19 protein-coding genes and 1 riboswitch are annotated in these 21,346 nt (G+C 72.8%); of the genes, 5 read left to right on the plus strand and 14 right to left on the minus strand.

The window, feature by feature from the left end:
* Positions 1-219 precede the first annotated feature (219 nt).
* On the minus strand, positions 220-903 hold the full coding sequence (locus ACIQK6_RS32610; RefSeq protein WP_329102434.1) for an HAD-IA family hydrolase: 684 nt from the start codon (positions 901-903) through the stop codon (positions 220-222).
* 134 nt (positions 904-1,037) lie between these two features.
* The gene (locus tag ACIQK6_RS32615) at positions 1,038-1,211 is read right to left on the minus strand and encodes a peptidoglycan-binding domain-containing protein (RefSeq protein WP_329102437.1); all 174 of its coding nucleotides are present in this window, start codon (positions 1,209-1,211) and stop codon (positions 1,038-1,040) included.
* 906 nt (positions 1,212-2,117) lie between these two features.
* Between ACIQK6_RS32615 and ACIQK6_RS32620 the strand changes: the two genes are divergently transcribed.
* Positions 2,118-4,187 carry an MFS transporter gene (locus ACIQK6_RS32620; protein WP_329102439.1) on the plus strand — a complete coding sequence of 690 codons (2,070 nt, stop codon included), beginning with the start codon at positions 2,118-2,120 and terminating at the stop codon, positions 4,185-4,187.
* Positions 4,188-4,239: 52 nt separating this feature from the next.
* Here the strand turns inward: ACIQK6_RS32620 and ACIQK6_RS32625 are convergent, their stop codons facing one another.
* A complete protein-coding gene (locus ACIQK6_RS32625; RefSeq protein ID WP_329102441.1) occupies positions 4,240-4,752 on the minus strand; it encodes a GNAT family N-acetyltransferase in 513 nt (170 codons plus the stop codon).
* 107 nt (positions 4,753-4,859) lie between these two features.
* Between ACIQK6_RS32625 and ACIQK6_RS32630 the strand changes: the two genes are divergently transcribed.
* Positions 4,860-5,255 (plus strand): nuclear transport factor 2 family protein, encoded by a 396-nt coding sequence (locus ACIQK6_RS32630; RefSeq protein WP_329102443.1) that lies wholly within the window; start codon positions 4,860-4,862, stop codon positions 5,253-5,255.
* 80 nt (positions 5,256-5,335) lie between these two features.
* Here ACIQK6_RS32630 and ACIQK6_RS32635 read toward each other — a convergent pair whose 3' ends face one another.
* Positions 5,336-5,680: an antibiotic biosynthesis monooxygenase gene (locus tag ACIQK6_RS32635; protein ID WP_329102445.1), complete on the minus strand. Its 345-nt coding sequence runs from the start codon at positions 5,678-5,680 to the stop codon at positions 5,336-5,338.
* 236 nt (positions 5,681-5,916) lie between these two features.
* Positions 5,917-6,120 (minus strand): antitoxin, encoded by a 204-nt coding sequence (locus tag ACIQK6_RS32640; protein WP_329102447.1) that lies wholly within the window; start codon positions 6,118-6,120, stop codon positions 5,917-5,919.
* A 255-nt stretch (positions 6,121-6,375) separates the two neighbouring features.
* Here ACIQK6_RS32640 and ACIQK6_RS32645 point away from each other — a divergent pair, with 255 nt between their 5' ends.
* Positions 6,376-8,424, plus strand: a complete 2,049-nt coding sequence (locus ACIQK6_RS32645) for a bifunctional glycosyltransferase 87/phosphatase PAP2 family protein (RefSeq protein WP_402696240.1) — start codon at positions 6,376-6,378, stop codon at positions 8,422-8,424.
* A 52-nt stretch (positions 8,425-8,476) separates the two neighbouring features.
* Here ACIQK6_RS32645 and ACIQK6_RS32650 read toward each other — a convergent pair whose 3' ends face one another.
* On the minus strand, positions 8,477-9,418 hold the full coding sequence (locus tag ACIQK6_RS32650; protein ID WP_329102450.1) for a helix-turn-helix domain-containing protein: 942 nt from the start codon (positions 9,416-9,418) through the stop codon (positions 8,477-8,479).
* A 107-nt stretch (positions 9,419-9,525) separates the two neighbouring features.
* Between ACIQK6_RS32650 and ACIQK6_RS32655 the strand changes: the two genes are divergently transcribed.
* Positions 9,526-10,071 carry a PaaI family thioesterase gene (locus ACIQK6_RS32655; RefSeq protein ID WP_402696242.1) on the plus strand — a complete coding sequence of 182 codons (546 nt, stop codon included), beginning with the start codon at positions 9,526-9,528 and terminating at the stop codon, positions 10,069-10,071.
* A gap of 278 nt (positions 10,072-10,349) precedes the next feature.
* Here the strand turns inward: ACIQK6_RS32655 and ACIQK6_RS32660 are convergent, their stop codons facing one another.
* Positions 10,350-11,594: a cytochrome P450 gene (locus ACIQK6_RS32660; protein ID WP_329102452.1), complete on the minus strand. Its 1,245-nt coding sequence runs from the start codon at positions 11,592-11,594 to the stop codon at positions 10,350-10,352.
* Between the two features lie 242 nt (positions 11,595-11,836).
* Between ACIQK6_RS32660 and ACIQK6_RS32665 the strand changes: the two genes are divergently transcribed.
* Positions 11,837-13,006, plus strand: coding sequence for a steroid 3-ketoacyl-CoA thiolase (locus ACIQK6_RS32665; protein ID WP_030390693.1), 1,170 nt, complete (start codon positions 11,837-11,839; stop codon positions 13,004-13,006).
* Between the two features lie 120 nt (positions 13,007-13,126).
* Here ACIQK6_RS32665 and ACIQK6_RS32670 read toward each other — a convergent pair whose 3' ends face one another.
* From ACIQK6_RS32670 to ACIQK6_RS32700, 7 genes are all read right to left on the minus strand, one after another.
* Positions 13,127-13,531: a transglycosylase SLT domain-containing protein gene (locus tag ACIQK6_RS32670; protein ID WP_329102453.1), complete on the minus strand. Its 405-nt coding sequence runs from the start codon at positions 13,529-13,531 to the stop codon at positions 13,127-13,129.
* A 276-nt stretch (positions 13,532-13,807) separates the two neighbouring features.
* Positions 13,808-14,728 carry an ECF transporter S component gene (locus ACIQK6_RS32675; RefSeq protein ID WP_329102455.1) on the minus strand — a complete coding sequence of 307 codons (921 nt, stop codon included), beginning with the start codon at positions 14,726-14,728 and terminating at the stop codon, positions 13,808-13,810.
* Positions 14,725-16,533: an ABC transporter ATP-binding protein gene (locus ACIQK6_RS32680; protein WP_402696245.1), complete on the minus strand. Its 1,809-nt coding sequence runs from the start codon at positions 16,531-16,533 to the stop codon at positions 14,725-14,727. The genes ACIQK6_RS32675 and ACIQK6_RS32680 overlap by 4 nt, the downstream gene beginning before the upstream one ends.
* Positions 16,530-17,930 carry an energy-coupling factor transporter transmembrane component T gene (locus ACIQK6_RS32685; RefSeq protein WP_402696348.1) on the minus strand — a complete coding sequence of 467 codons (1,401 nt, stop codon included), beginning with the start codon at positions 17,928-17,930 and terminating at the stop codon, positions 16,530-16,532. The genes ACIQK6_RS32680 and ACIQK6_RS32685 overlap by 4 nt, the downstream gene beginning before the upstream one ends.
* Entirely contained in the window at positions 17,903-18,577 is a 675-nt protein-coding gene (locus tag ACIQK6_RS32690) for an SCO2322 family protein (RefSeq protein WP_402696247.1), read from the minus strand. Before ACIQK6_RS32690 ends, ACIQK6_RS32685 begins: the two co-directional genes overlap by 28 nt.
* Entirely contained in the window at positions 18,577-19,833 is a 1,257-nt protein-coding gene (locus tag ACIQK6_RS32695) for a prenyltransferase/squalene oxidase repeat-containing protein (RefSeq protein WP_402696249.1), read from the minus strand. The genes ACIQK6_RS32690 and ACIQK6_RS32695 overlap by 1 nt, the downstream gene beginning before the upstream one ends.
* Positions 19,834-19,963: 130 nt before the next feature.
* Positions 19,964-20,043: riboswitch (cobalamin riboswitch) on the minus strand.
* Positions 20,044-20,122: 79 nt separating this feature from the next.
* The gene (locus tag ACIQK6_RS32700) at positions 20,123-21,244 is read right to left on the minus strand and encodes an MBL fold metallo-hydrolase (RefSeq protein ID WP_402696251.1); all 1,122 of its coding nucleotides are present in this window, start codon (positions 21,242-21,244) and stop codon (positions 20,123-20,125) included.
* Positions 21,245-21,346: the final 102 nt, after the last annotated feature.

Consider the following 21,346-nt stretch of genomic DNA (forward strand, 5'->3'; position numbering starts at 1 on the left):
GGGGGGGGGGGGGGGGGGGGGGGGGGGGGGGGGGGGGGGGGGGGGGGGGGGGGGGGGGGGGGGGCCGGCGCCGGCGGGGGGGGGGGGGGGGCCCCCCCCCCCCCCCCCCCCCACCGCCGTACTTGCCGACCCCCGAAGCCCTCGCCCCAGGTTCCGACCCCGCTCGCTCGCCCGCCCGACAGGGCTTCGTAGGCCCGGTGGCGTCCTGTGGTTCGGGTGTCAGGCCGTCGGGTGGAGCGTGATGGTGATCGAGCCGTCCGGGGTGGTCGTGACGTGGAGCGCCGTCAGGTCCGGGACGTGGGCCGTCGGGGCGTGGACGGCTGCCCGGGGTCCCACGCCGATCACGCGCATGCCCGCCGCCCGGCCCGCGGTGATGCCCGCGCCCGAGTCCTCGAAGACGATGCAGTCGGCCGGATCCACGCCCAGCGCGGCGGCGCCCATGAGGAAGCCCTCGGGGTCGGGCTTGCTGGCCCGGACGGACTCGGCCGTGACCCGTACCTCGGGCATCGGCAGGGCGGCGGCGGTCATTCGTGCCGTGGCCAGGGCGGTGTCGGCGGAGGTGACCAGAGCGTGCGGCAGCCCGTCGATCGCGGCCATGAATTCCGGGGCGCCAGCGACCGGGACCACTCCGTCGGTGTCGGCCGTTTCGCGGGCCAGCATCACGGCGTTCTCGGCGTGGTTGACCTCCATGGGGCGGTCCGGCAGGAGTACGGCCATGGTGGCGTAGCCCTGGCGTCCGTGGACCACCTTCATGGCCTCCTGCGGGTCCAGCCCGTGGGAGACCGCCCATTCGTGCCAGCAGCGCTCGACCACCGCGTCGGAGTTGACGATCGTGCCGTCCATGTCCAGGAGCAGGGCCTTGGCGGTGAGGGCGACGGGTGCGGTGGTGGTGCTGGCCGGCATCGGGGGCACTCCAGACGGGGCGGGAAAGAGAACAAGTGGTTCCGTCCACCGGTCAGGGTGAGAGGACGGAACCACTTTGTTCCTTTACGATACAAAACAAAGGGCGGTCCTCGCCACCAGCGGACATGTGACGCTCATCCCTCCAGAGCCTTGCGGGTGACCGGCCCGTAGAAGCCCCACTCCTGATCGTCGATGCCCCTCTCGTACTGGAACTCCGACACGGCGTCCTCCACCCGCCAGTCGAACCGGCCGTTGATCCGGCCCCGGTACAGGCCCTGCGCCGCCAGCAGCCGCTGGAGCTTCTCCACCTCCGAACCCGAATCCCCGTGCCGCAGCGTCGGGGCCTGCTTGGGCGGCGGACTGGAGGAGCGGATGGCACTCGGAGACGGGCTGGGGGACGGGGACGCCGATGTGCGGGAGGCGCTCGGCGACGGGGACGGAGACGGCGACTTCGAGGCGCTCGGTGAGGGGGAGGCCGAGGGAGAGGGGCTGCCCTTGCTCGGGGACGGGCTCGTGGAGGGGGGCGCAGCCGGGGCGGCGCCCGTCACGGGCACCGAGGCCTTCGCGTCCAGCAGCACGGCCTCGTTCTCGGCGGAACTCGGGAGCGCCCACACCGCCACGGCCGTCCCGCTGAGGGCGACCGCCGCCGCGGCGCCGATCAGCAGGGCGAGTGGCTTGCGGGAGGTCGGGCCGGTTCGCTTCTCCGGGCCCCCGCCCCCGCCCCCTCCCCTTTCGTTGCCGTACGTGTGGCCCGCTGCCGGGATCGTCCGGAGCTGGATAGTCTCGTCCGGGTGCGGGGCGGGTGCAGGTCCGGCAGGCCCCGCGGGCCACGGCCCGTCCTGTGGTGGTACGGGTATCCCGGGTATCCCGTACGCCGGGGTGTCGTCAGGCGCAGGCGCGGGCGCAGGTGCCTGCGGCTCCGGGGCCACCACCCCTGACACCGGCTGCGGGGACACCGGGGCGTCCGGTTCGACAGGGTCGGGCAACGTTACGTACGGGCGGATGCGCAAGGGGGTGAAACCCACACCCGATCCGCATCCGCAGCCGGCCCCGGCGGCACCGCATTCCGAACAGTGCTGACGGCTCACTGGACTCCCTCCCTGGTTATTGCCTGCGATTATGCAGACCCGCAGGGGACCTCCCAACCGTCCGAGAGGCCATAACCGGACACACCGCTCAGGATGGAGATGTCGATCCGGCCTGAGGAGGTATCGATGGCTCAGGATGTGAGCGCGCAGGGCCCGGGCCCAGTTTTCGACCCGGAGAAGACCGGCCCCGCCGCCGAGCACGCCTCCCGCGACGTCCTCGTCTCCATCGGAGCCCTGCTGCTGGGCCTGCTGATCGCCGCCCTCGACCAGACCATCGTCTCCACCGCCCTGCCGACCATCGTCAGCGACCTCGGCGGCATGGCGCACCTGTCCTGGGTCGTCACCGCCTACATGCTCGCCTCCACCGCCGCCACCCCCCTGTGGGGCAAGCTCGGTGACCAGTACGGACGCAAGAAGCTCTTCCAGTACGCCATCGTCCTCTTCCTCATCGGGTCGGCGCTGTGCGGGATCGCTCAGGACATGCCCCAGCTCATCGGCTTCCGCGCCCTGCAGGGGCTGGGTGGCGGCGGACTGATCGTGCTGTCGATGGCGATCGTCGGCGACATCGTCCCGCCGCGCGAACGCGGCAAGTACCAGGGCCTCTTCGGCGGGGTATTCGGTGCGACCAGCGTGCTGGGCCCGCTGCTGGGCGGCCTGTTCGTGGACAACCTGTCGTGGCGCTGGGTCTTCTACATCAACCTCCCGATCGGTCTCGTCGCGCTCGTCGTCATTGCCGCCGTCCTACACATTCCGGCGCGCTCCTCGCAGCACACCATCGACTACCTCGGTACCTTCCTCATCGCCTGCGTCGCCACCTGTCTCGTGCTCGTCGCCTCCCTCGGCGGAACCTGGGGCTGGGGCTCGGCCCGGATCATCGGCGTCGCCGTCCTCGGCGCCGTACTGCTCGTCGGCTTCCTCCTCGTGGAGCGCAAAGCCGCCGAACCCGTCCTGCCGCTGGGTCTGTTCCACATCCGCACCTTCACCCTCTGCTCGGCGATCAGCTTCGTCGTCGGCTTCGCGATGTTCGGCGCGATGGTCTACCTGCCGACCTTCCTCCAGATCGTCCAGGGCGTCTCACCGACCATGTCCGGCGTCCACATGCTGCCGATGGTGATCGGCATGCTGCTCACGTCCACCGTCTCCGGCCAGATCGTCAGCCGTACCGGGCGCTGGAAGGTCTTCCCGATCGCGGGCACGGCGGTGACCGCGCTCGGTCTGCTCCTCCTGCACCAGTTGCACCGCACCAGCTCCACCTGGGAGATGAGCGTCTACTTCTTCGTCTTCGGCGCCGGACTGGGCCTGGTCATGCAGGTGCTCGTCCTGGTGGTGCAGAACGCGGTCAGCTACGCCGACCTCGGAGTCGCCACCTCCGGTGCCACCTTCTTCCGCTCCATCGGCGCCTCCTTCGGCGTCGCCATCTTCGGCACGGTCTTCACCAACCAGCTCGACGACAAGCTGGCAGCCTCCCTCGCGGGCGTCACGCTGCCGGCCGGTGCGAGCATCGCGCAGCTGGAGGCAGACCCGCGGGCCATCGGCGCACTGCCCGCCGAGCTCCAACCGCAGGTGCTCGACGCTTACGCGACCGCCATCACCGACGTGTTCCTCTACGCGGTGCCGATCGTCCTGATCGCCTTCGTGATCGCCTGGTTCCTGAAGGAGGACAAGCTCCGCGGTTCGGTCACCGCCCCCGATGTGACGGAGACCCTGGCCTCCAACCCGGTCCAGCGGTCCTCCCACGACGAGGTCGCCCGCGCCCTGTCGGTCCTCGGCACCCGTGAGGGCCGCCGCCACGTCTACGAGAAGATCACCGAGAAGGCGGGCTACGACCTGCTGCCCGCTTCCAGCTGGCTGCTGCTGCGGATCAAGAGGTACGGCTCCGCGGAGCCCGCACTGCTCGCGGAGCGGGTCAACGTGCCGCTGAAGGTCGTCACGGACGCCGCACGCCAGATCGAGGAGCGCGGACTCGCCGTCCGGAACGGGCTGCCGCTGGTCCTGACCGACGAGGGGCGTGCGTGCGCCGCGAAGCTCGCCGAGGCCCGGCAGGAGTCCCTCGCCGAGCTGCTCGGCGACTGGTGGGGCCCGGACCGTCCGACGGACCTGGTGAAGCTGGTGCGGCAGATCAACACGGAGCTGTGCGGTTCCGACGCCGAGGAGCCCTACGACGCCTTGCCGCGCCGGGACCACGCCGCCCACTAGCGGCGGCCGCGGCGGACGCGGCCGTGCGCGGTGCGGTCGCCGGGACGCGGGCTCAGACCAGGCGCTTCTCGAACCAGTGGTCTGCGTACGGGCCGGAGTTGTAGGCCGGTATTTCCGCATACCCGTGTCGCGCGTACAACGCCCGGGCCTCCACGAGGTCCGACCGGGTGTCCAGCCGGACCCGTTCGGCGCCGAGCGCACGGCCCTCCGCTTCCAGGACCTTCAGCAGCGCCGCCCCGCCGCCGGTTCCGCGGGCGCGCCGGTCGACGTACACCCTGGTGAGCTCGGCGGTCCGGGGGTCGATCAGTCGGATCCCGCCGCACGCCAGGGGCTCGCGGTCCAGTCTGCCGACGACGAACCGTCCCGTCGGTGGGGTCAGCTCGTCGTCCGGGAAGTCCAGCAGCCCTTGATCGATCTCGGTCTCGGTGACCTGCCGCTTCCAGTAACGGCCGGCGACCTCGGCGTAGTACGCGCGGCGCAGGGCGGTGGCGTCCCGGGTGGTGAACGGTTCCGGGGTCACGGTCCACGACAGGGCGGGTGTGGGGTGTTCGCTGAGAGTGGTCATGGCGTCATTGTGGAGTTCGCGGCGGATCTCCCGCGTGGAATATCCACAAGGCCGGGCCGATGATAGGAAAAAGGACATTCCCTGCGTACCCGGAGGGTGGGAACGCCATGTCAGAGCATCCCGACTGTGCCCTGGTCCGCCGTGGCTACGAGGCTTTCGGCAGAGGCGACATGGAGACGATGAGCACGTTGTTCACGGCCGACGTCATCCACCACGTGCCGGGCAGCAACCCGTTGTCCGGGCACCACAAGGGGCGGGAGAACGTCCTGGACTTCTACCGCCGCCTCGGCGAGGAGACGAAGGGCACCTTCCAGGTGGATCTGGAATCGGTGCTGGCGGACGGGCGGGGGCACGTGATGAGCTTCCACACGGCCCGCGCCGACCGCGGTGACCGCGGCATCGAGATCCGCCAGGGGCTCTTCTTCACGATCATCGGGAACAAGATCACCGATGTCGACCAGTGCACCGCGGACATCGACGAGGAAGACGTCTTCTGGGGCTGAGGTTCTGGCGCTGGCCCGTCTCTCCGGCTGACCGTCCGCCGCGTCGCGGGCCCCGACCCGGGCCCGCGACGCGCACCGCATCAGGCCTGCTTCGGCGCCGCCTGCTGCACGACCTCGAACGACCACACCGTCGAGGCGGAAGCCGCGGGCTTCGGCCGCTCGCCGCCGCCCTGACCGCCGCCCTGACCGCCGCCCTGGTGGGCGGCCTTCATCGGGCCCTCCATCCACGCCTGGAAATCCTGCTCCGAACGCCAACGCGTGTAGACGAGGTACTGGTCCGTGCCTTCCACCGGGCGCAGCAGCTCGAACCACTCGAACCCGTCCGAGTTCTCCACCAACCCGGCCCGGGAGGCGAAGCGCTGCTCCAGGATCTCCCGCTGCTCGGCAGGGACCGTCAGTACGTTGATCTTTACGACGCTAGGCACAGGACACCTCTCATGAAACACCGGCCGGGCCGTGCGCCCGGCCTCGATGACATGCGTGCAGTTTCCTACACCTGCCCGGCCGGCAGGCGTCGGTGATCCGGCCCGGCTCGTAACGGACCCCGCCGCAGGACCGTAGACGCAGGGACCGCACCGTGGTGCGGTCCCTGCGCCGAAGCCGGCCACCGTGCCGGCCACCGTGCCGGCCACCGTGCCGGTCCGGAAGCGCGTCGCGCGTCTCAGGTCTGGGGCGGCTTGCCCTCCCCGGACATGGGCGGCTCCTTGCCGATCTGTTCGTTGAGCTTCTGCTGCGCCGTGTCGACCTGGCTCTGGTACTTGTTCCCGGTCTTCGCGTCGAAGGCGTCTCCGGCCTTCTCGACGCCTTGGCGGGCCTGGTCAGGGTGTCCCTTGATGAGGTCCTTGAGCTTGTCGAGCATGGACATGGGCCGTCTTCTCCACGGAATGCCTGTCCACCTCAGCTTCGCCATGAAGTCCGGTGTCCGCACCTGGAGAGCCCGCAGCTCCCCGGTCCGGCCGGTCGGGGAGAGGGCTTCGCAGGTCGGCAGGCGTGTCGGTCTTCGCGATGCCCACGAGGGCCCTCCAACACATCCCGCGGGGGATATCGTCGTGCGGGTAATGGAGCGCGGCAGCCAGGCGAAGTCAGGGTTGCGGTCAACAGGGCGGGAGGCCGGCGAGGCGTGGCTAACGCGGCGGAGCACAGCGGTGCGAACGGACATGCCGGAGTCATAGGCGGTCACGGCAGGCTCGGGGCGGCTCGCCTCCTCCTGTGGGCGCTGGCCGGCGCGCTCGCCGTCAGACAGGCCGTCGCCGTGCTGCGGGTGCCACCGGGCGAGTGGCTGAGCGGCTTCCACCTCTCCGGCAGTCTGCCCGGATCGGTCTACGACACCGGCCAGTTCTCCGACACCCCCTTCGCCGGATTGGTCCTCAAGCCGCTGGTCGGCCTCGCCGCCGCCCCGTCGCTGGAGGTCGCCTGGACCCTCGTGACGCTGTTGTGCGTCGCCGCCATCGGGCTCGTCGCCGCCCGTGGCCTGCCCGACCCGGTGCCGCGGCGCAGCGCTCTGCTCGCCGCGCCCGTGCTCACGGCCCTGATGATGGTCTCGCTCCCCGTCCGCGAGGCCGCCTCACCCGGCCGGACCGCCGTCCTGCCCGTGCTGCTGGTGCTCGTCGCCGTGTTCCGCGTGCCCGGCGACCGGCCCGCCGGATTCCTCGTGGGCCTCGCCGCCGCGCTCCAGCCGGCGCTGCTGCTGTTCGCCCCGCTTCTGTGGTTGACCGGACGCCGCCCCACCGCGCGCGCCGCCGCCGTGACCTTCGCCGGAGCCACCGCGCTGTCCTGGGCGGCCATGCCGCGCGACTCCTGGACGTACTGGGTCCAGCACCTGGCCGGTGCCGGCCTCGGCGGAGCCCCCGACGGCCTCGCCAACCAGTCCGTGCACGGCGCGCTGCTGCGCTTCGGCCTGACCGGCCCGCTAGAGATCCTGCTGTACGCCGCCCTCGCGGCCGCCGTCGTCTGGATCGGCCTGCGCCGCGCGGTCCGCTACGCCCGCGACGGCCAGCTGCTGCTTGCCGTCGCCGTCACCGGCTGCGTGGCCGTCGCCGTGTCCCCGACCGGCTGGCGCCACCAGCTGCTCTGGGTGCTCCTTGCCGTCGCCGGCAAGGTGGGCAAGCGGGCCGCCGATCGGCCGGTGTGGCCGGTGGCCGTGGTCCTCGCCATGACCCTTCCGAGCACGATGCTGCTGCCGAACCTGGCCGCGCTGGCCCCCGTACGCGACAACGTGCTGCTGCTCATCGCCGTGGCCGCGGCCTGCGCCGTACCGTTCCTCCCGCGCTCGTCGCCCTACTGGCGCGAGCCCGTCCCCACCGACTACGGGCGGCCCGCGACGGCCCGCTGGGCGCGGGTGCCGCTGATGCCGTTCTGGCGGCGCGTGCTGTCCCGCCCGAACCTGCTGCTGGAACTCCTGCTGATACGGGTGGGCTATTCGATCTACTCGCACATTCGGGCCGCCGCACCCACCAGCCGCAGCCTTGCCGAGGGCAACGGCAGCCAGATCCACGGGATCGAGCGCGCGGTGGGCATCGACATCGAACACGCCGTGAACCACGCCGTGGTGAACACGCCCTGGCTGGAGGCGTTCTTCAACTTCTACTACACCTCCTTCCACTTCGTGGTCCCGCTGACGATCCTGGGCGTCCTGTACTGGCGGCGCCCCGGCGACTACCGGTGGGCGCGGGCCTCGCTGGGGCTGGCCACGGTGCTGGCCCTCATAGGCTTCTGGCTCTACCCGCTCGCGCCGCCGCGCCTGATGCCCGGTCTCGGCTTCATCGACACCGTGCACGGGCCGCAGGACCTGGCGAACCCCTCGTACGGGGCGATGACCGCGATCTCCAACCAGTACGCGGCGATGCCCTCGCTGCACTTCGGCTGGTCGTTGTGGTGCGGGATCGTGATCGTGGTGCTGGCGCCGAAGGGCTGGCAGAAGCTGCTCGGGGCGCTGCACCCGCTGATCACGGTGGGCGCGATCGTGGCCACCGCCAATCACTGGGTACTGGACGCCGTGGGCGGAGCCGTGGTCGTGTCCGCCGGTTTCGGTCTCGTCTATGCGCTGTCCGGACCGCGGGGCCTGCACATGAACCTCCCGGCGCAGCAGGGCCGGGACGACGCGGAACGGGCGGCGCCCGCCGCGCCCGGGACGACCACCGCCGAGCCCGTCGCGGGGTCGCGTTCCTAGCGGGGTGTTTCGGGGGCGTGCCCCGGAGGGCGCCCCCCGGGGCGCTGCCGCATCAGCCACCGTTGCGCCGCCTGCGCAGCAGCGTCCGCAGCGGTCCCGGGCTCTCGTACCCCACCCGCCGGGCGACCGCCGCCAGCGGTAGGTCCGTGGTGCGCAGCAGGTGTTCGGCCTGCTCCACCCGCAGGTCCTGCACCAGCCCGACGGGCGTGCGGCCGAGGGTACGGGCGACCGCGCGCTGGAGGGTGCGCTCGCTCACGCCGAGCTCCCGGGCCGCGTCCGCGATCGGCGCCGGCTCCGCGAGTCGGGTCCGCGCCCACTGTTCGAAGGCGGCGACGAGCGGGTCGTGGCGGGCCAGGGCGCTGGGGATGGCGTACGCCGCCTGTGAGGCGCGGTCGTCGACGACGAGGTAGTGCCGGACCAGATCCGCGAGGGCGGGGCTGCGCGTGCCGACGATCGACAGGGCCAGGTCGAGATGGCCGAACGCGGCGCCGGCCGTGGTGATCCCGCCGGAGCTGACGACCATCCGGGTCTCGTCGAGCGTGACCCGGCGGTAGCGGTCCCGGAAGAAGGGGGCCAGCCACCAACTGGTCGTCGCCCGCTGTCCGTCCAGCACCCCGGCCTCGGCCAGCAGGAACGTCCCGGTGCAGGACGTGGCGAGCGGGGTGCCGCGCTCGCGGGCCCCGGCCAGGACCCGGCGGGCCGGGCGGTGCGCGGCCGACGCGACGGCCTCGACGAGGGCGTCCGGGCGGCGCTCCATCAACGCGGGCACCACCAGCAGGTCCGCGTCCTCGGCCACGGCGGTCGGTTCGGTGTCGATGCGGTGGCCGAGTCCGGTACGGACCCGGCGCCGCACGCCGACCGTACGGATGTCGAAGGCGGGCGGCGGGGCTCCGGCCACCCGGCCGCGCAGCACGTCGGCAGTGTGCAGCACGTCCAGGACGGCGGAGATGCCCGAGTCGAAGACCCCGTCGAGGGCCAGTACGGCGATTTTCACCGCTCCACGGTAACGCCGAGCGACCCCGGTGCGGCTGTCGGAATCCGTGCGGAAGCTGCCGGATCCGACACTCCCGATCCGCCCGGGCCGTGCCTAGGGTCGTTGCCATGACCACGTATGAGACCAGTGCCCTCGAGGCCGGCGCCCCCGAGGCCGGCGCCCCGCTCCGCAGCCGCACGCACACCTGGCAGCCGCGGCCCGAGATGACCCCGCAGATCCTCGGCATGAGCGGACTGGAGATCCTCCGGGCCAGCCTCAAGGGCGAACTGCCCGGCGCGTCGATGATGAGCACCCTGGGCTTCCGGCTCACCGAGGCCGCCGAGGGAGTCGCCGTCTTCGAGGGAGACCCGGGCGACCACCTGCTCAACCCCATGGGGACGGTGCACGGCGGCTTTCTGGCGACCCTGCTCGACTCGGCGCTCGGCTCGTCCGTGATGACCCTGCTCCCGGCCGGCACCGCCTACACCACGGTGCAGCTCGGGGTGCACATGATCCGGCCGGTCATGGCGGACACCCCCACCCTGCGCTGCGAGGGCACCGCCCTGCACGTCGGGCGGACGACCGCCACCGCCGAGGCGCGGGTCATCGGGACGCATGACGGGAAGCTCTACGCCCACGCGACGACGACGTGCGCGATCTTGCGCATGGGGTGACCGTGGCCGTGTCCGGGCCTCTCAGGGCCCGGCCGGGCCGTACGAGGCCGAAGGGGCGCCGGGGCGCACATCGCCCCGGCGCCCCTTCGGCTGGATCGCCGCTGTTTGTCAGGATCACCCCGTTCGGGCGGGGCTGCCACTCGAACGGGTGCGGCGCCGTTGCGGGGGCGCTGCCCCCGAGCCCCCGCGCCTCAAACGCCGGCGGGGCTGGAGGGGGAGCGGCGGGGTTGGAGGGGTGGGGCTCTGCTGCGGGCCGCGCGCCTCAGACGCCGGCGGGGTCAGGGGTGGGTGACGCGGAGTTCCTTGATGCCGTTGAGCCAGGCCGCGCGAAGGCGGCGTGGGGGCTCGGACGTCAGGTGGAGGTTCGGGAGCGCGTCGGCCAGGGCGTTGAAGATCAGGTCGATCTCCATCACAGCGAGGGACTTGCCCAGGCAGAAGTGCGGGCCGCCGCCGCCGAAGCCCAGGTGTGGGTTGGGGTCACGGGTGATGTCGAAGACGTCCGGGTTCGTGAAGACCTCGGGGTCGTGGTTGGCGGAGGAGTAGAACATGCCCACCCGGTCACCCGCCTTGATCTTCGCACCGCCCAGTTCGGTGTCCTGGGTGGCGGTGCGCTGGAAGGACACCACCGGGGTGGCCCAGCGGACGATCTCCTCGGCTGCGGTCGACGGCCGGGTCGCCTTGTAGAGCTCCCACTGTTCGGGGTGGGTCAGGAAGGCGTGCATGCCGTGGCTGATGGCGTTGCGCGTGGTCTCGTTGCCCGCGACCGCCAGCAGCAGTACGAAGAAGCCGAACTCGTCCGAGCCGAGGTTGCCCTGGCCCTCGGCCGCCACCAGCTGGGTGACGATGTCCTTGGCCGGGCATTCCTTGCGCTGGGCGGAGAGGTTCATCGCGTAGCCGATGAGCTCCATCGCCGCGTTGGAGCCGACCTCCTCGGTGATCGCGTACTCCGGGTCGTCGTAGGCGATCATCTTGTTCGACCAGTCGAAGATCTTCGCGCGGTCCTTCTGCGGTACGCCGATCAGTTCGGCAATGGCCTGCAGCGGAAGCTCGCACGCCACCTGTGTGACGAAGTCGAAGCTGCCGTCGGCCGCCGTGGCCGCGGCCTCCTCGACGATCTTCCGGGCGCGGTCCCGCAGCGCCGCCTCCAGGCCGCGGATGGCCCGGGGGGTGAAGCCGCGCTGCACGATCTGGCGTACGCGGGTGTGTTCCGGCGGGTCCATGTTCAACATGATCAGACGCTGGGCATCAATCGCATCACGCGGAATGTGCTCGTTGAACCGGATGATCGCGGTGTTGGTCGTCGAGGAGAACAGTTCCGGGTGCGTGGAGACGTATTTGACGTCCGCGTGCCGGGTCACGGCCCAGTAGCCCTCGTCGTCGAAGCCGGTGACACCCCGACGCTGCGGGCACCACCACACGGGCGCGGTCTGCCGCAGCTGCGCGAACTCCGGGAAGGGGACGCGGCTCTGCAGCAGGTCCGGGTCGGTGGCGTCGAAGCCTTCGGGCAGTGCGGGGCAGGACATCGGGCAACTCCAAAGTCTGACGGACCATCAGAAGTTGGCTTGAAGGTAGTAACGAGTTCTAGAACTGACAAGGGTCGCGGCGCCAACTGTTGCGTGTGGAATCCGTGCAGGGCGCGTGCAAGACCCTTGCGTGCCGGGGCCTCAGGTCATAAGACTGCGGGGAGAACTAGAACGCGTACTAGTTCGGGGCGGGCCGCCGGGACGGCCCGCCGTGCTGACGCAGTGCAGGAGAGGACGAGCTCATGGCCGCGGAACCCGTCATTGTCGAAGCCGTACGCACCCCCATCGGTAAGCGCGGGGGCGCGCTCGCCAACCTCCATCCCGCCTACCTGCTCGGTGAGACCTACCGCGAACTGCTGGCCCGTACCGGAATCCAGCCCGACTGCGTCGAGCAGATCGTCGGCGGCACCGTGACGCACGCAGGCGAGCAGTCGATGAACCCCGCCCGCAACGCCTGGCTCGCCATGGGGCTCCCGTACGAGACCGCCGCGACGACGGTGGACTGCCAGTGCGGCAGCTCCCAGCAGGCCAACCACATGGTCGCCAACATGATCTCCGGCGGGGTCATGGACATCGGCATCGCCTGCGGCGTCGAGGCCATGAGCCGGGTGCCGCTCGGCTCCGGATCCAAGCACGGCCCGGGGAAGCCCTTCCCGGACGAGTGGAACGTCGACCTCCCCAACCAGTTCGAGGCCGCCGAGCGGATCGCCCGCCACCGGGGCCTGTCCCGCGAGGACGTCGACCGGCTCGGGCTCCTCTCCCAGGAGCGGGCCGCGGCCGCATGGGCCGAGGAGCGGTTCAAGCGCGAGACCTTCGCCGTGCAGGTGCCGACGACCGAGGAGGAGCAGGCCGCCGGGCAGGGCATGTGGCGTCTGGTCGACCGGGACGAGGGGCTGCGGGACACGAGCATGGAGGCGCTGGCCCGGCTCAAGCCGGTCATGCCCACCGCCGTGCACACCGCGGGGAACTCCTCGCAGATATCCGACGGCGCCGCCGCCGTCATGTGGGCCTCGCGCAAGATGGCCCGCGCCCTCAAGCTCAAGCCGCGCGCCCGGATCGTCGCCCAGACGCTCGTCGGCGCCGACCCCCACTACCACCTCGACGGGCCGATCGACGCGACGCGGGCCGTGCTCGGCAAGGCCGGGATGTCGCTGCGGGACATCGACCTCGTCGAGATCAACGAGGCCTTCGCCTCCGTGGTCCTGTCCTGGGCGCAGGTCTTCGACCAGGACCTGGAGAAGGTCAACGTCAACGGCGGGGGCATCGCCCTCGGTCACCCCGTCGGCGCCACGGGCGCCCGGCTGATCACCACCGCGCTGCACGAGCTGGAGCGCCGTGACAAGGAGTTCGCGCTGATCACCATGTGCGCGGGAGGCGCGCTGGCGACCGGCACGATCATCCAGCGCCTGTGAGGCGCCCCTGAGTCCCGTGGGATGGGATGCAGAAGGCCCCGGAGGCCGGACCTGGGGAGGCCGGCCACCGGGGCCTTCGTATGTCTGCTGTGCTGCGTGCTGCGTGCTGCGTGCCGCGGCTTAGTACCAGTGGTTGGCGGACCAGAAGTTCCAGGCGCCGACCGGGCTGCCGTAGCGGTCGTTCATGTAGTCCAGGCCCCACTTGATCTGGGTGGCCGGGTTGGTCTTCCAGTCCGCACCCGCGGAGGCCATCTTCGACGCCGGCAGGGCCTGGGCCAGGCCGTACGCGCCGGAGGAGGGGTTGGTCGCGGTGTGGTTCCAGCCGCTCTCGTGAGAGATGATCTTGTCGAAGGCGGCGAACTGGGCCGGGTCCTTGATCATCTGCTGCGCGATCGCCTTGGCGCTCACCGGGGCCGCCTGGGCGGGAACCGTGGCGAGCATGGAGCCGGCGACGCCCAGGGCGACGACGGTGCCCGCGAGGGCCTTCTTCGAGATGGCGATGCGGCGGATGATGGCGTTGGACACGGAGGGAACCTTCCGACGGGGACAAGGACGGTCGCGGGCACGTCGAAGACGTGCGTGAGCCACTCACGCGAAGGAGAGGGGTTCGTCGGCGGCGGGTGAAGTGACCCTGCCGCCTTGCGACTCATCCAGTTCTACAGACGCCCCGGCGCCCTGGCAAAGGTCCCGCGTACTAGTGGTCCTCGCAGCAGGGGCCCCACCGACCCCCGTAGGGGTGGGTCCAGTGGCTCCGAGGCCTACTAGCCGGGTTCGTATGTGATCCACACCCTATGGGGCGGGTCACCGGGGCAGGCCCCGAATGTCACCCTCCGCTGCCGTTCGTACCCCTTCTGAGGGCGGGTTCGTGGCGATTCCGGCTCCCGGATCGAAGGAGACCGGGGCGTCGAACGCGGCTCTGCGGGTCGCCCGGCGCAGCGCCTTCAGCAGGGTCGCCCCGAGGGTCAGGGTCAGTACGACCGTCAGCGCCGCCCGGCCCAGGTCCCAGCCCACCGAGGTCGCCAGGCAGTACGCGGCGAACCGCGCCAGGTTCGAAGCCACCGGATCCCCCGGATGGAAGGAGATGCCCTGGCCCATGCCCTGCAGCAGCACCCAGCCCTGCAGGTTCATGACCGTGCCGTACGCGAACGAGCCCGCGAAGCCGTACGCGGCCAGCATCAGCAGCTCCGCCCGGCCCCGGATCCTCTCCGGGCCCGGCAGCAGCCCGGCCCCCAGCGCGAACCAGCCCATCGCCAGCATCTGGAACGGCATCCACGGCCCGACCCCGCCCGTCAGCAGGGCGGAGGCGAACATCGTCACCGAGCCCAGGACGAAACCGAAGCCGGGACCGAGGACCCGCGCGCTCAGCACCATCAGGAAGAACATGGGCTCCAGCCCGGCGGTACCCGCGCCCAGAGGTCTCAGCGCTGCCCCGACAGCGGCGAGCACACCGAGCATCGCCACCGCTTTCGCGTCCATGCCGTTGTCGGCGATGGTCGCGACGACCACCGCCACCAGGAGCGGCAGGAGCGCGGCGAAGAGCCAGGGGGCGTCCTGCGCGTGGGCGAGCCCCGACTGACGGTCGGCGAGCAGCGGCCAGCCGAAGGCCGCGATGCCGATGAGGGTGACGAGGAGCAGGGTGACAGCGGCGCGGGGGCCGATCCGGACGGGGCGGGCAGAGCGGGAGGGGTGGGCGGGACTGGTGGGGTGGGCGGGACGGTTCACCGGGCCTCCGCCGCGTCGAGGGCCTCGGCCGCGTCCAGGGCCTCGGCTACCTGGCGCACGGTGAGCCAGGGGGCCGGGGCGAGGACCTTCGCCACTTGCGGCGCGAAGGCGGGCGAGGAGACGACGACCTCGGCGGTCGGACCGTCCGCGACGATCTCCCCGCCGGCCAGGATCACCACGCGGTGGGCCAGCTCGGCGGCGAGTTCCACGTCATGGGTGGCCAGGACGATGGCGTGGCCGTCGGCGGCCAGGCCGCGCAGGATCTCGACCAGGCGGGCCTTGGCGGCGTAGTCCAGGCCGCGGGTGGGCTCGTCCAGGAGCAGGAGGGCGGGCCGGCCGGTGAGGACCAGGGCCAGGGCGAGGGCCAGGCGCTGGCCCTCGGAGAGATCGCGCGGGTGGACGTCGTCGGAGACGTCCGGAAGCAGCGCGGAGACGAGGTCCCGGCAGGTACCGGGAGGCGCGGCGGCGTCGGAGTCGGCGGCGGCGCATTCGGCGGCGACCGTGTCGGCGTACAGGAGGTCGCGGGGTTCCTGCGGGACGAGGCCGACGCGGCGCACCATCTCGGGCGGTGCCGTGCGGTGGGGGGTGCGGCCGCCGACGGTCACCTCGCCGGTGGTGGGGGTGACCGTACCGACGAGGGTGGAGAGGAGGGTGGACTTGCCGGCGCCGTTGCGGCCCATGAGGGCGACGGTTTCGCCGGGGGCCACGGTGAGGGTGACGTCGTGCAGGGCCTGCACGCGGCCGCGGCGGACGGTGACCCGGCGGACCTCGGCCGGGGTCTCCCGGGGGGCGCGGGCGGGGTCGGAGTCGGGGCTCGGCCGGCCGCGGCGGAGCAGGCGCGCGAGCAGGCCGGGGGCTTCGGCGACGGGGGCTCCGCCCCCGGACCCCCGCGCCTCAAGCGCCGGCGTTCGAGGCGAGGCGTCCGGGGCGGAGCCCTGGGAAGCGGCGGGGCGGGCGGGCCCGGACAGGCGGTCCGGGATGCCTGGCGCAGCGGACAGGCGGGCCACCAGCGGAGCGGCCTGGCGGCGGGCGTCGCGGATCGAGAGGGGGAGGGGGGACCAGCCCGCGAGGCGGCCCAGGGAGACCACCGGCGGGTGGACCGGGGAGACGGCCATGATCTCGGCGGGGGTGCCGATGACCGGGGCCGCGCCCGGCGACGGCAGGAGCAGGACCTGGTCGGCGTAGTGGACGACCCGCTCCAGCCGGTGCTCCGCCATCAGCACGGTCGTGCCCAGGTCGTGGACCAGGCGCTGGAGGACCGAGAGGACTTCCTCCGCCGCGGCTGGGTCGAGCGCGGACGTCGGCTCGTCCAGCACCAGCACCCGGGGGTGCGGGGTGAGGACCGAGCCGATCGCGACCCGCTGCTGCTGGCCGCCGGACAGCGTCGCGATCGGCCGGTCGCGCAGCTCGTTCAGGCCCAGCAGGTCCAGGGTCTCCTCCACCCGGCGGCGCATCACCGCAGGTGGCAGGCCCAGCGACTCCATGCCGTAGGCGAGCTCGTCCTCGACCACGTCCGTCACGAAGTGTGCGAGGGGGTCCTGGCCGACCGTGCCGACCACGTCCGCGAGCTCGCGCGGCTGGTGCGTGCGCGTGTCCCGGCCGGCGACCGTGACCCGGCCGCGCAGGGTGCCGCCCGTGAAGTGCGGGACCAGCCCGGAGACCGCGCCCAGCAGGGTGGACTTGCCGACGCCCGACGGGCCGACCAGCAGCGTCAGCTCCCCCTCGGGGATCACCAGGTCGACGCCCTGCAGGGAGGGGGCGGGTGCGCCCTCGTAGGTGACCGACACCTGCTCGAAGCGGATCACTGCGACGCCTCCTCGGGCGGTACGGGTGCCACGAAGGCGGGCAGCAGGCCGATCAGGATCGCTGCCGCCGGCCAGAGCGGGAACGTGGGGGCCGTCAACGGGACCACGCCCGGGTGCAGGGCGGCGGGGTCGACGGAACCGGCGTGGATCAGCACGGCGGCCACGGCCGCGCCCGATCCGGCGACCAGCCAGGCGCGCGGCCCCCAGCGGTCGGGCCGGTAGCGGGTCCGCACCGACCGGCGGCCGCCCAGGCGCAGGCCCGCGACGGCCAGGGCCGCACCGGCGCCGAGCACCGGAAGCCCGTACGCGGCGCCCTGCGCGGCGAGCAGGCCGTACGTGCCCGCGCACGTGCCGAGGAGGCCGCCGAGGGTGAGGGCGTTGGTGGTGTGCCGGACGGCGGGCGGTACCTCGGCGGTACGGCCGTAGCCGCGCGCGTCCATCGATGCGGCGATGGCGACGGAGCGTTCCAGAGCGCCTTCCAGGACCGGCAGGCCGATCTGGAGGATGGCCTTCACCCCGCCCGTGGGCCGGCCGCGCAGCCGGCGGGCGGTCCGCAGGCGGGCGACGTCGGCGACCATGTTCGGCGCGAAGGTCATGGCGACGACGACGGCGACCCCGGCCTCGTACAGGGCGGCCGGGAGGGACTTCAGCAGCCGTGCCGGATTGGCGAGGGCGTTCGCGGCGCCGACGCACACCAGGAGCGCGGCCAGCTTCAGGCCGTCGTAGAAGGCGAAGACGAGCTGCTCGGCGGTGACGCGGCCGCCGAAGCGGATGCCCTGGGCCCAGGCCGGGAGCGGGATCTCCGGGAGGGTGAAGAGGAGGTGCGAGCCGGGCAGGGGGGAGCCGAGCAGCATCGAGAAGAGCAGGCGCAGGCCGATGACGAAGAGGCCGAGCTTGAGGAAGGCGCCGTAGGAGCGGGCCCAGGGCGCGTCGGTGCGGCGCGCCGCGACCACGTACCCGGCGACGCCGATGATCAGCCCGAGCAGCAGCGGGTTGGTGGTGCGGGAGGCGGCGGTGGCGAGGCCGAGGGCCCACAGCCACCAGGCCCCCGCGTGCAGGGCGGTGGCCCGGCCGGACTGCGGGGGCCTCCACTTTTCGTACGTCGACCGGTGCGCGGGGACCTGCGCCGCGGCCGGACTCCGGCGGGCCGGGGGCAGGCCGCCGGGTGCGGCTCCGGTGGGGGTGCGGTGGGCCTGCGGCCGTGCCCGGCGGATACCGATGCCGATGCCCGTGCCCGTGCCGGTGCCGGTGCCGGTGCCGGTGCCCGTGCCCGGGGCCGTGCCGGTGGCGGGCGCGGTTCGGGGTGCGCCAGTGTCCGTGCTGGTCGGCTCGGCGCCGTTGCCGGGGTGCGCCGCGGCGCCGGGGCCGGTCATCGCGTACGGCGGCGGGACTGCCAGACGCCGGCCGCGGCGAGGGCGGCCACCGCGGCGATGCCCGCGAGCAGGCCCGCGGACGGGCCCCCGCCGGACTCCGGAGCGGCGGACTCCGCAGCGGCGGACCGCGCCGGGTCCGGGGTCCCGGCCGCGCCGTCGGCGACCTGGTCGCCGCAGCCCTGCTTCGGGTAGCCGGAGATCGCGCACAGCAGCGCCGCGCTGTTGTAGCGCAGCGGCTTGGCGACCGAGGCCAGCGCCTCGGCCGTCGTGGCCTCGGAGGCCACCTGCGCGCAGGCCGTGCGCGGGGCGGCAGCGGGCGGGGCGTCGACCGCCGGGGCGTCCTCCGGGACGCCGAAGTCGATGACGAGCGCCACCCGCTTGGTGCCCTCCGTCGGGGCGGTCGCCCCGCAGACGGTCTCGAAGTCGGCCGCTGCGCGCGGCTGGGCCGCCTGCGCCGCCGCGTCCTTGCTCACCGAGAAGCGGAAGCCCTGGACGGCGCCGTCCGCGGGACGGGCCATCGAGGGGCCCTGGGTGGCGTAGGACCACCGGCCGCCCGCCGAGCCGTCCCAGAACGACCAGTAGCGGTAGCCGGCCGCCAGCGCCGGGGAGGCGGCCAGCAGGGCCAGGGCGATCCCGAGGGCGAGGGCCACGGCGGGCGGGCGGCGGCGCATCAGGACTCGTTCTTCTTCCGGCGGCCGCTCAGCAGGATGCCGATGCCGACACCGGCCGCGGCGCACGAACCGACGATCCACCAGACGTTCTGGCCGCCCGAGGGCTCCTCCTTCTTGCTGTCCACCTTCGTCGCGTCGGTGTCCGCGCCCTGCGGGGCCGGGCCGGTCGCGTTCAGCGCGGCGACGAGGTCGGTGCCGCCGAAGGACTTCGGGTCGTTGCCGGTCGCGTGCGCGGCGAGGACGAGGGTGCCCAGCGCGGCCGGGCTGCCCTTCGCCCACTCGGCGGAGTTGGTCTCCAGCCACTTCAGGGCGCCCGCCGCCGACTCCTTGTGGCCGGCGGCGGCCAGGGCCAGTACCGCGTCGACCGTGTTGCCGGTGTCGGGGGTGGGCTGGTCCGCGCCCGGGGTGACGGCCATGAGGTGGCCGTCCTTCTTGAGGGCCTCGGCCAGGTAGCCGGCCGCGCCCTGGGCGGCGGCCACCGGGTCGGCGGCGTTCGCGGCCGGGCAGGCCAGCGGGGCGGCGGGGGTGTTCTCGGCGGACGGGACGACGGCCGCGCCCTTGCCGAGGCCGGCCAGGGTGGCGGCGGCCGTGGCGTCGGCGTTGGCGAGGAGCTTGCCGTCGGCCGGCTGGTACGCGAAGGCGCCCCGGTCGGTGGCCGGCTCGGCGGTGCAACCCAGCTGGAAGGGGAGCAGGCCGTCGTAGGCGGACTTGCCCGCCTTGGACTTGACCTCGGCCGGCTTCTCGCCCGCCACGGCCAGGGCGCTGATCACCACGGCGGTGGAGTTGGCGTCGCTGGGGGAGCCGGGGACAAAGCTCCAGCCGCCGTCCTCGTTCTGGACGGACTTCAGCCAGTCCACGCTCTTCCTGACGGTCGTGTCGTGGCCGCCGAGCGCCTTCAGGGCCTGCACGGCCGCCGCGGTGGCGTTGGTGTCGTACATCGTGTTCGCGTCGCACTCGGCGGCGGCGGCGTTCGGGCGGAAGGAGGCGAAGCCACCGGTCGCGCACTGCTGGCCGACGAGCCAGTCCACGGCCTGGCCGGCGGGCTCGACACCGACGGTGTGCTGGGCGAGCAGTGCGAAGGACTGCCGCCACACGCCGTCGTACGTGGGGTCGTTCTTGCCGTACAGGCCAGAGGGGATGACCGGGGGTGCGGAGGGGGAGGCGGGCGGCGCGGTGTCGGCGAGGGCTGCGGGGGCGGCGCCCACGCAGAGCACGGCGGAGGCGGCGAGCGCGGCTGCGCTGCGGCGGACGTTCATAGGGGGGTGGTGCCTCTCGTACGGGGGAACCGGCAGCAGGCACGCACAGGCACCGGGCTCCGGCTCCGTTTACCTCGACGGTGCCGGCCACCGGGGGCTCCGGCGGCACGAGCCGCGCACCTTCGGTACGGGGCATTCCGGCTTCCCGCCCGGGCGGTGCCGGGGGTGTTCACGGTTGCGGGTCAGCGCCGGAATTGCACCGGCTTCCCCCCGTACAGAGGTGTGGACGACAGGTTCACTCTACCGGCCCGTAACCGGCGGGCCCCGGGGTGCAGGGGCCGGTCGCCCCTTACACGGCCCGGTACGCCACCGGTTCCGTCCCCGGCACCGCCTCGGCGCGGCCCTGCTTGACCAGCCGCCGCACATGGGCCTCCGCTTCGGAGACGGCGATGTTGCGGGAGCCGTACGGGATCTGCTCCCAGGGCCGGTTCCACTCCATCCGCTCGGCCAGCCCCCACGGGGTCAGCGGCTCGGCCAGCAGGGCCAAGAGGCCCCTCAACCGTTCCTCGTGGTGGTCGAGGAGCTCCCGTACGCGGGCGGGCGCGTCGGTGAAGGCGTGCTGGTGGGCGGGGAGCACCTCGGCGGGTCCGAGGCGGCCGATGCGTTCGAGGGAGTCGAGGTAGTCGCCGAGCGGGTCGGTGACGCGGGTGTCCTCCGGGGCCTCGTACAGCCCGATGTGGGGGGAGATCCCGGGCAGCAGGTGGTCCCCGGAGAAGAGGCGGCCGTGGCCGGGGAGGTTCGCCGGGTGCGCTTCCTCGAGGTGCAGGCAGACGTGTCCGGGGGTGTGGCCGGGGGTCCAGATCGCGCGTAGTCGGCGCCCGGCGAGGGGGAGCAGCTCGGCGGGGACGATCTCCCGGTCGGGGACGGCGGCGCGCAGGCCGGGCAGGGTCCGCATGCGGCCGCTCGCGCGGGCGGCGCGCAGCGGGGCGATGTGTTCCTTGGGGGCTCCGGCGGCGGCGAGTTTGGCGCTCATGTAGTCGAACCAGACGCCGGGCTCGGAGGCGCGGGTCCGTACGACGACCTCGGTGTCGGCGGCGTGCATGGCGATCCAGGCGCCGGAGGCCTCGCGGACCTGGCCGGAGAGGCCGTGGTGGTCGGGGTGGTGGTGGGTGATGACCACGCCGTGGACGTCGGTGACGGCGGTGCCGAGTGCGGCGAGGGTGTCCCAGGAGGCCGGGTCGTCCCAGCCGGTGTCGATGAGGACGGGGCCGCGGTCGGTGTCGAGGACGTGGACGAGGGTGTGTCCGAGGGGGTTGTCGGGGATGGGGACCTTGATGGCCCATACGCCGCCGCCGTGATCGATGACGTGCGGGGCGTCACCGGTGACGTGTGCGGTGCCTCCGGTGACGTGCGGGGCGCCTCCGGCGACCCGTGACGCCTCCTCCGTGACCCGTGGCGTGTCCTCCGTCATGCGCCCGCCCTCCCCTGTCGTCGCCCTCGGACGAGAACGTGTTCCAGTAGTAGCCCAAGTCGACCACTTTCCGGGCTCCCTGACTAGTCGTTCGATCTTCTC

The sequence above is a fragment of the Streptomyces sp. NPDC091682 genome, assembly GCF_044756625.1.
In the GTDB taxonomy this organism is placed as follows: domain Bacteria; phylum Actinomycetota; class Actinomycetes; order Streptomycetales; family Streptomycetaceae; genus Streptomyces.

Excerpts from the sequence above, each read along its gene's own strand:
- ACIQK6_RS32610 (WP_329102434.1), bottom strand. The coding sequence starts at position 903 with ATGCCGGCCAGCACCACCACCGCACCCGTCGCCCTCACCGCCAAGGCC.
- ACIQK6_RS32620 (WP_329102439.1), top strand. The coding sequence starts at position 2,118 with ATGGCTCAGGATGTGAGCGCGCAGGGCCCGGGCCCAGTTTTCGACCCG.
- ACIQK6_RS32625 (WP_329102441.1), bottom strand. The coding sequence starts at position 4,752 with ATGACCACTCTCAGCGAACACCCCACACCCGCCCTGTCGTGGACCGTG.
- ACIQK6_RS32630 (WP_329102443.1), top strand. The coding sequence starts at position 4,860 with ATGTCAGAGCATCCCGACTGTGCCCTGGTCCGCCGTGGCTACGAGGCT.
- ACIQK6_RS32640 (WP_329102447.1), bottom strand. The coding sequence starts at position 6,120 with ATGTCCATGCTCGACAAGCTCAAGGACCTCATCAAGGGACACCCTGAC.
- ACIQK6_RS32655 (WP_402696242.1), top strand. The coding sequence starts at position 9,526 with ATGACCACGTATGAGACCAGTGCCCTCGAGGCCGGCGCCCCCGAGGCC.
- ACIQK6_RS32660 (WP_329102452.1), bottom strand. The coding sequence starts at position 11,594 with ATGTCCTGCCCCGCACTGCCCGAAGGCTTCGACGCCACCGACCCGGAC.
- ACIQK6_RS32665 (WP_030390693.1), top strand. The coding sequence starts at position 11,837 with ATGGCCGCGGAACCCGTCATTGTCGAAGCCGTACGCACCCCCATCGGT.
- ACIQK6_RS32690 (WP_402696247.1), bottom strand. The coding sequence starts at position 18,577 with ATGCGCCGCCGCCCGCCCGCCGTGGCCCTCGCCCTCGGGATCGCCCTG.
- ACIQK6_RS32695 (WP_402696249.1), bottom strand. The coding sequence starts at position 19,833 with ATGAACGTCCGCCGCAGCGCAGCCGCGCTCGCCGCCTCCGCCGTGCTC.
- ACIQK6_RS32700 (WP_402696251.1), bottom strand. The coding sequence starts at position 21,244 with ATGACGGAGGACACGCCACGGGTCACGGAGGAGGCGTCACGGGTCGCC.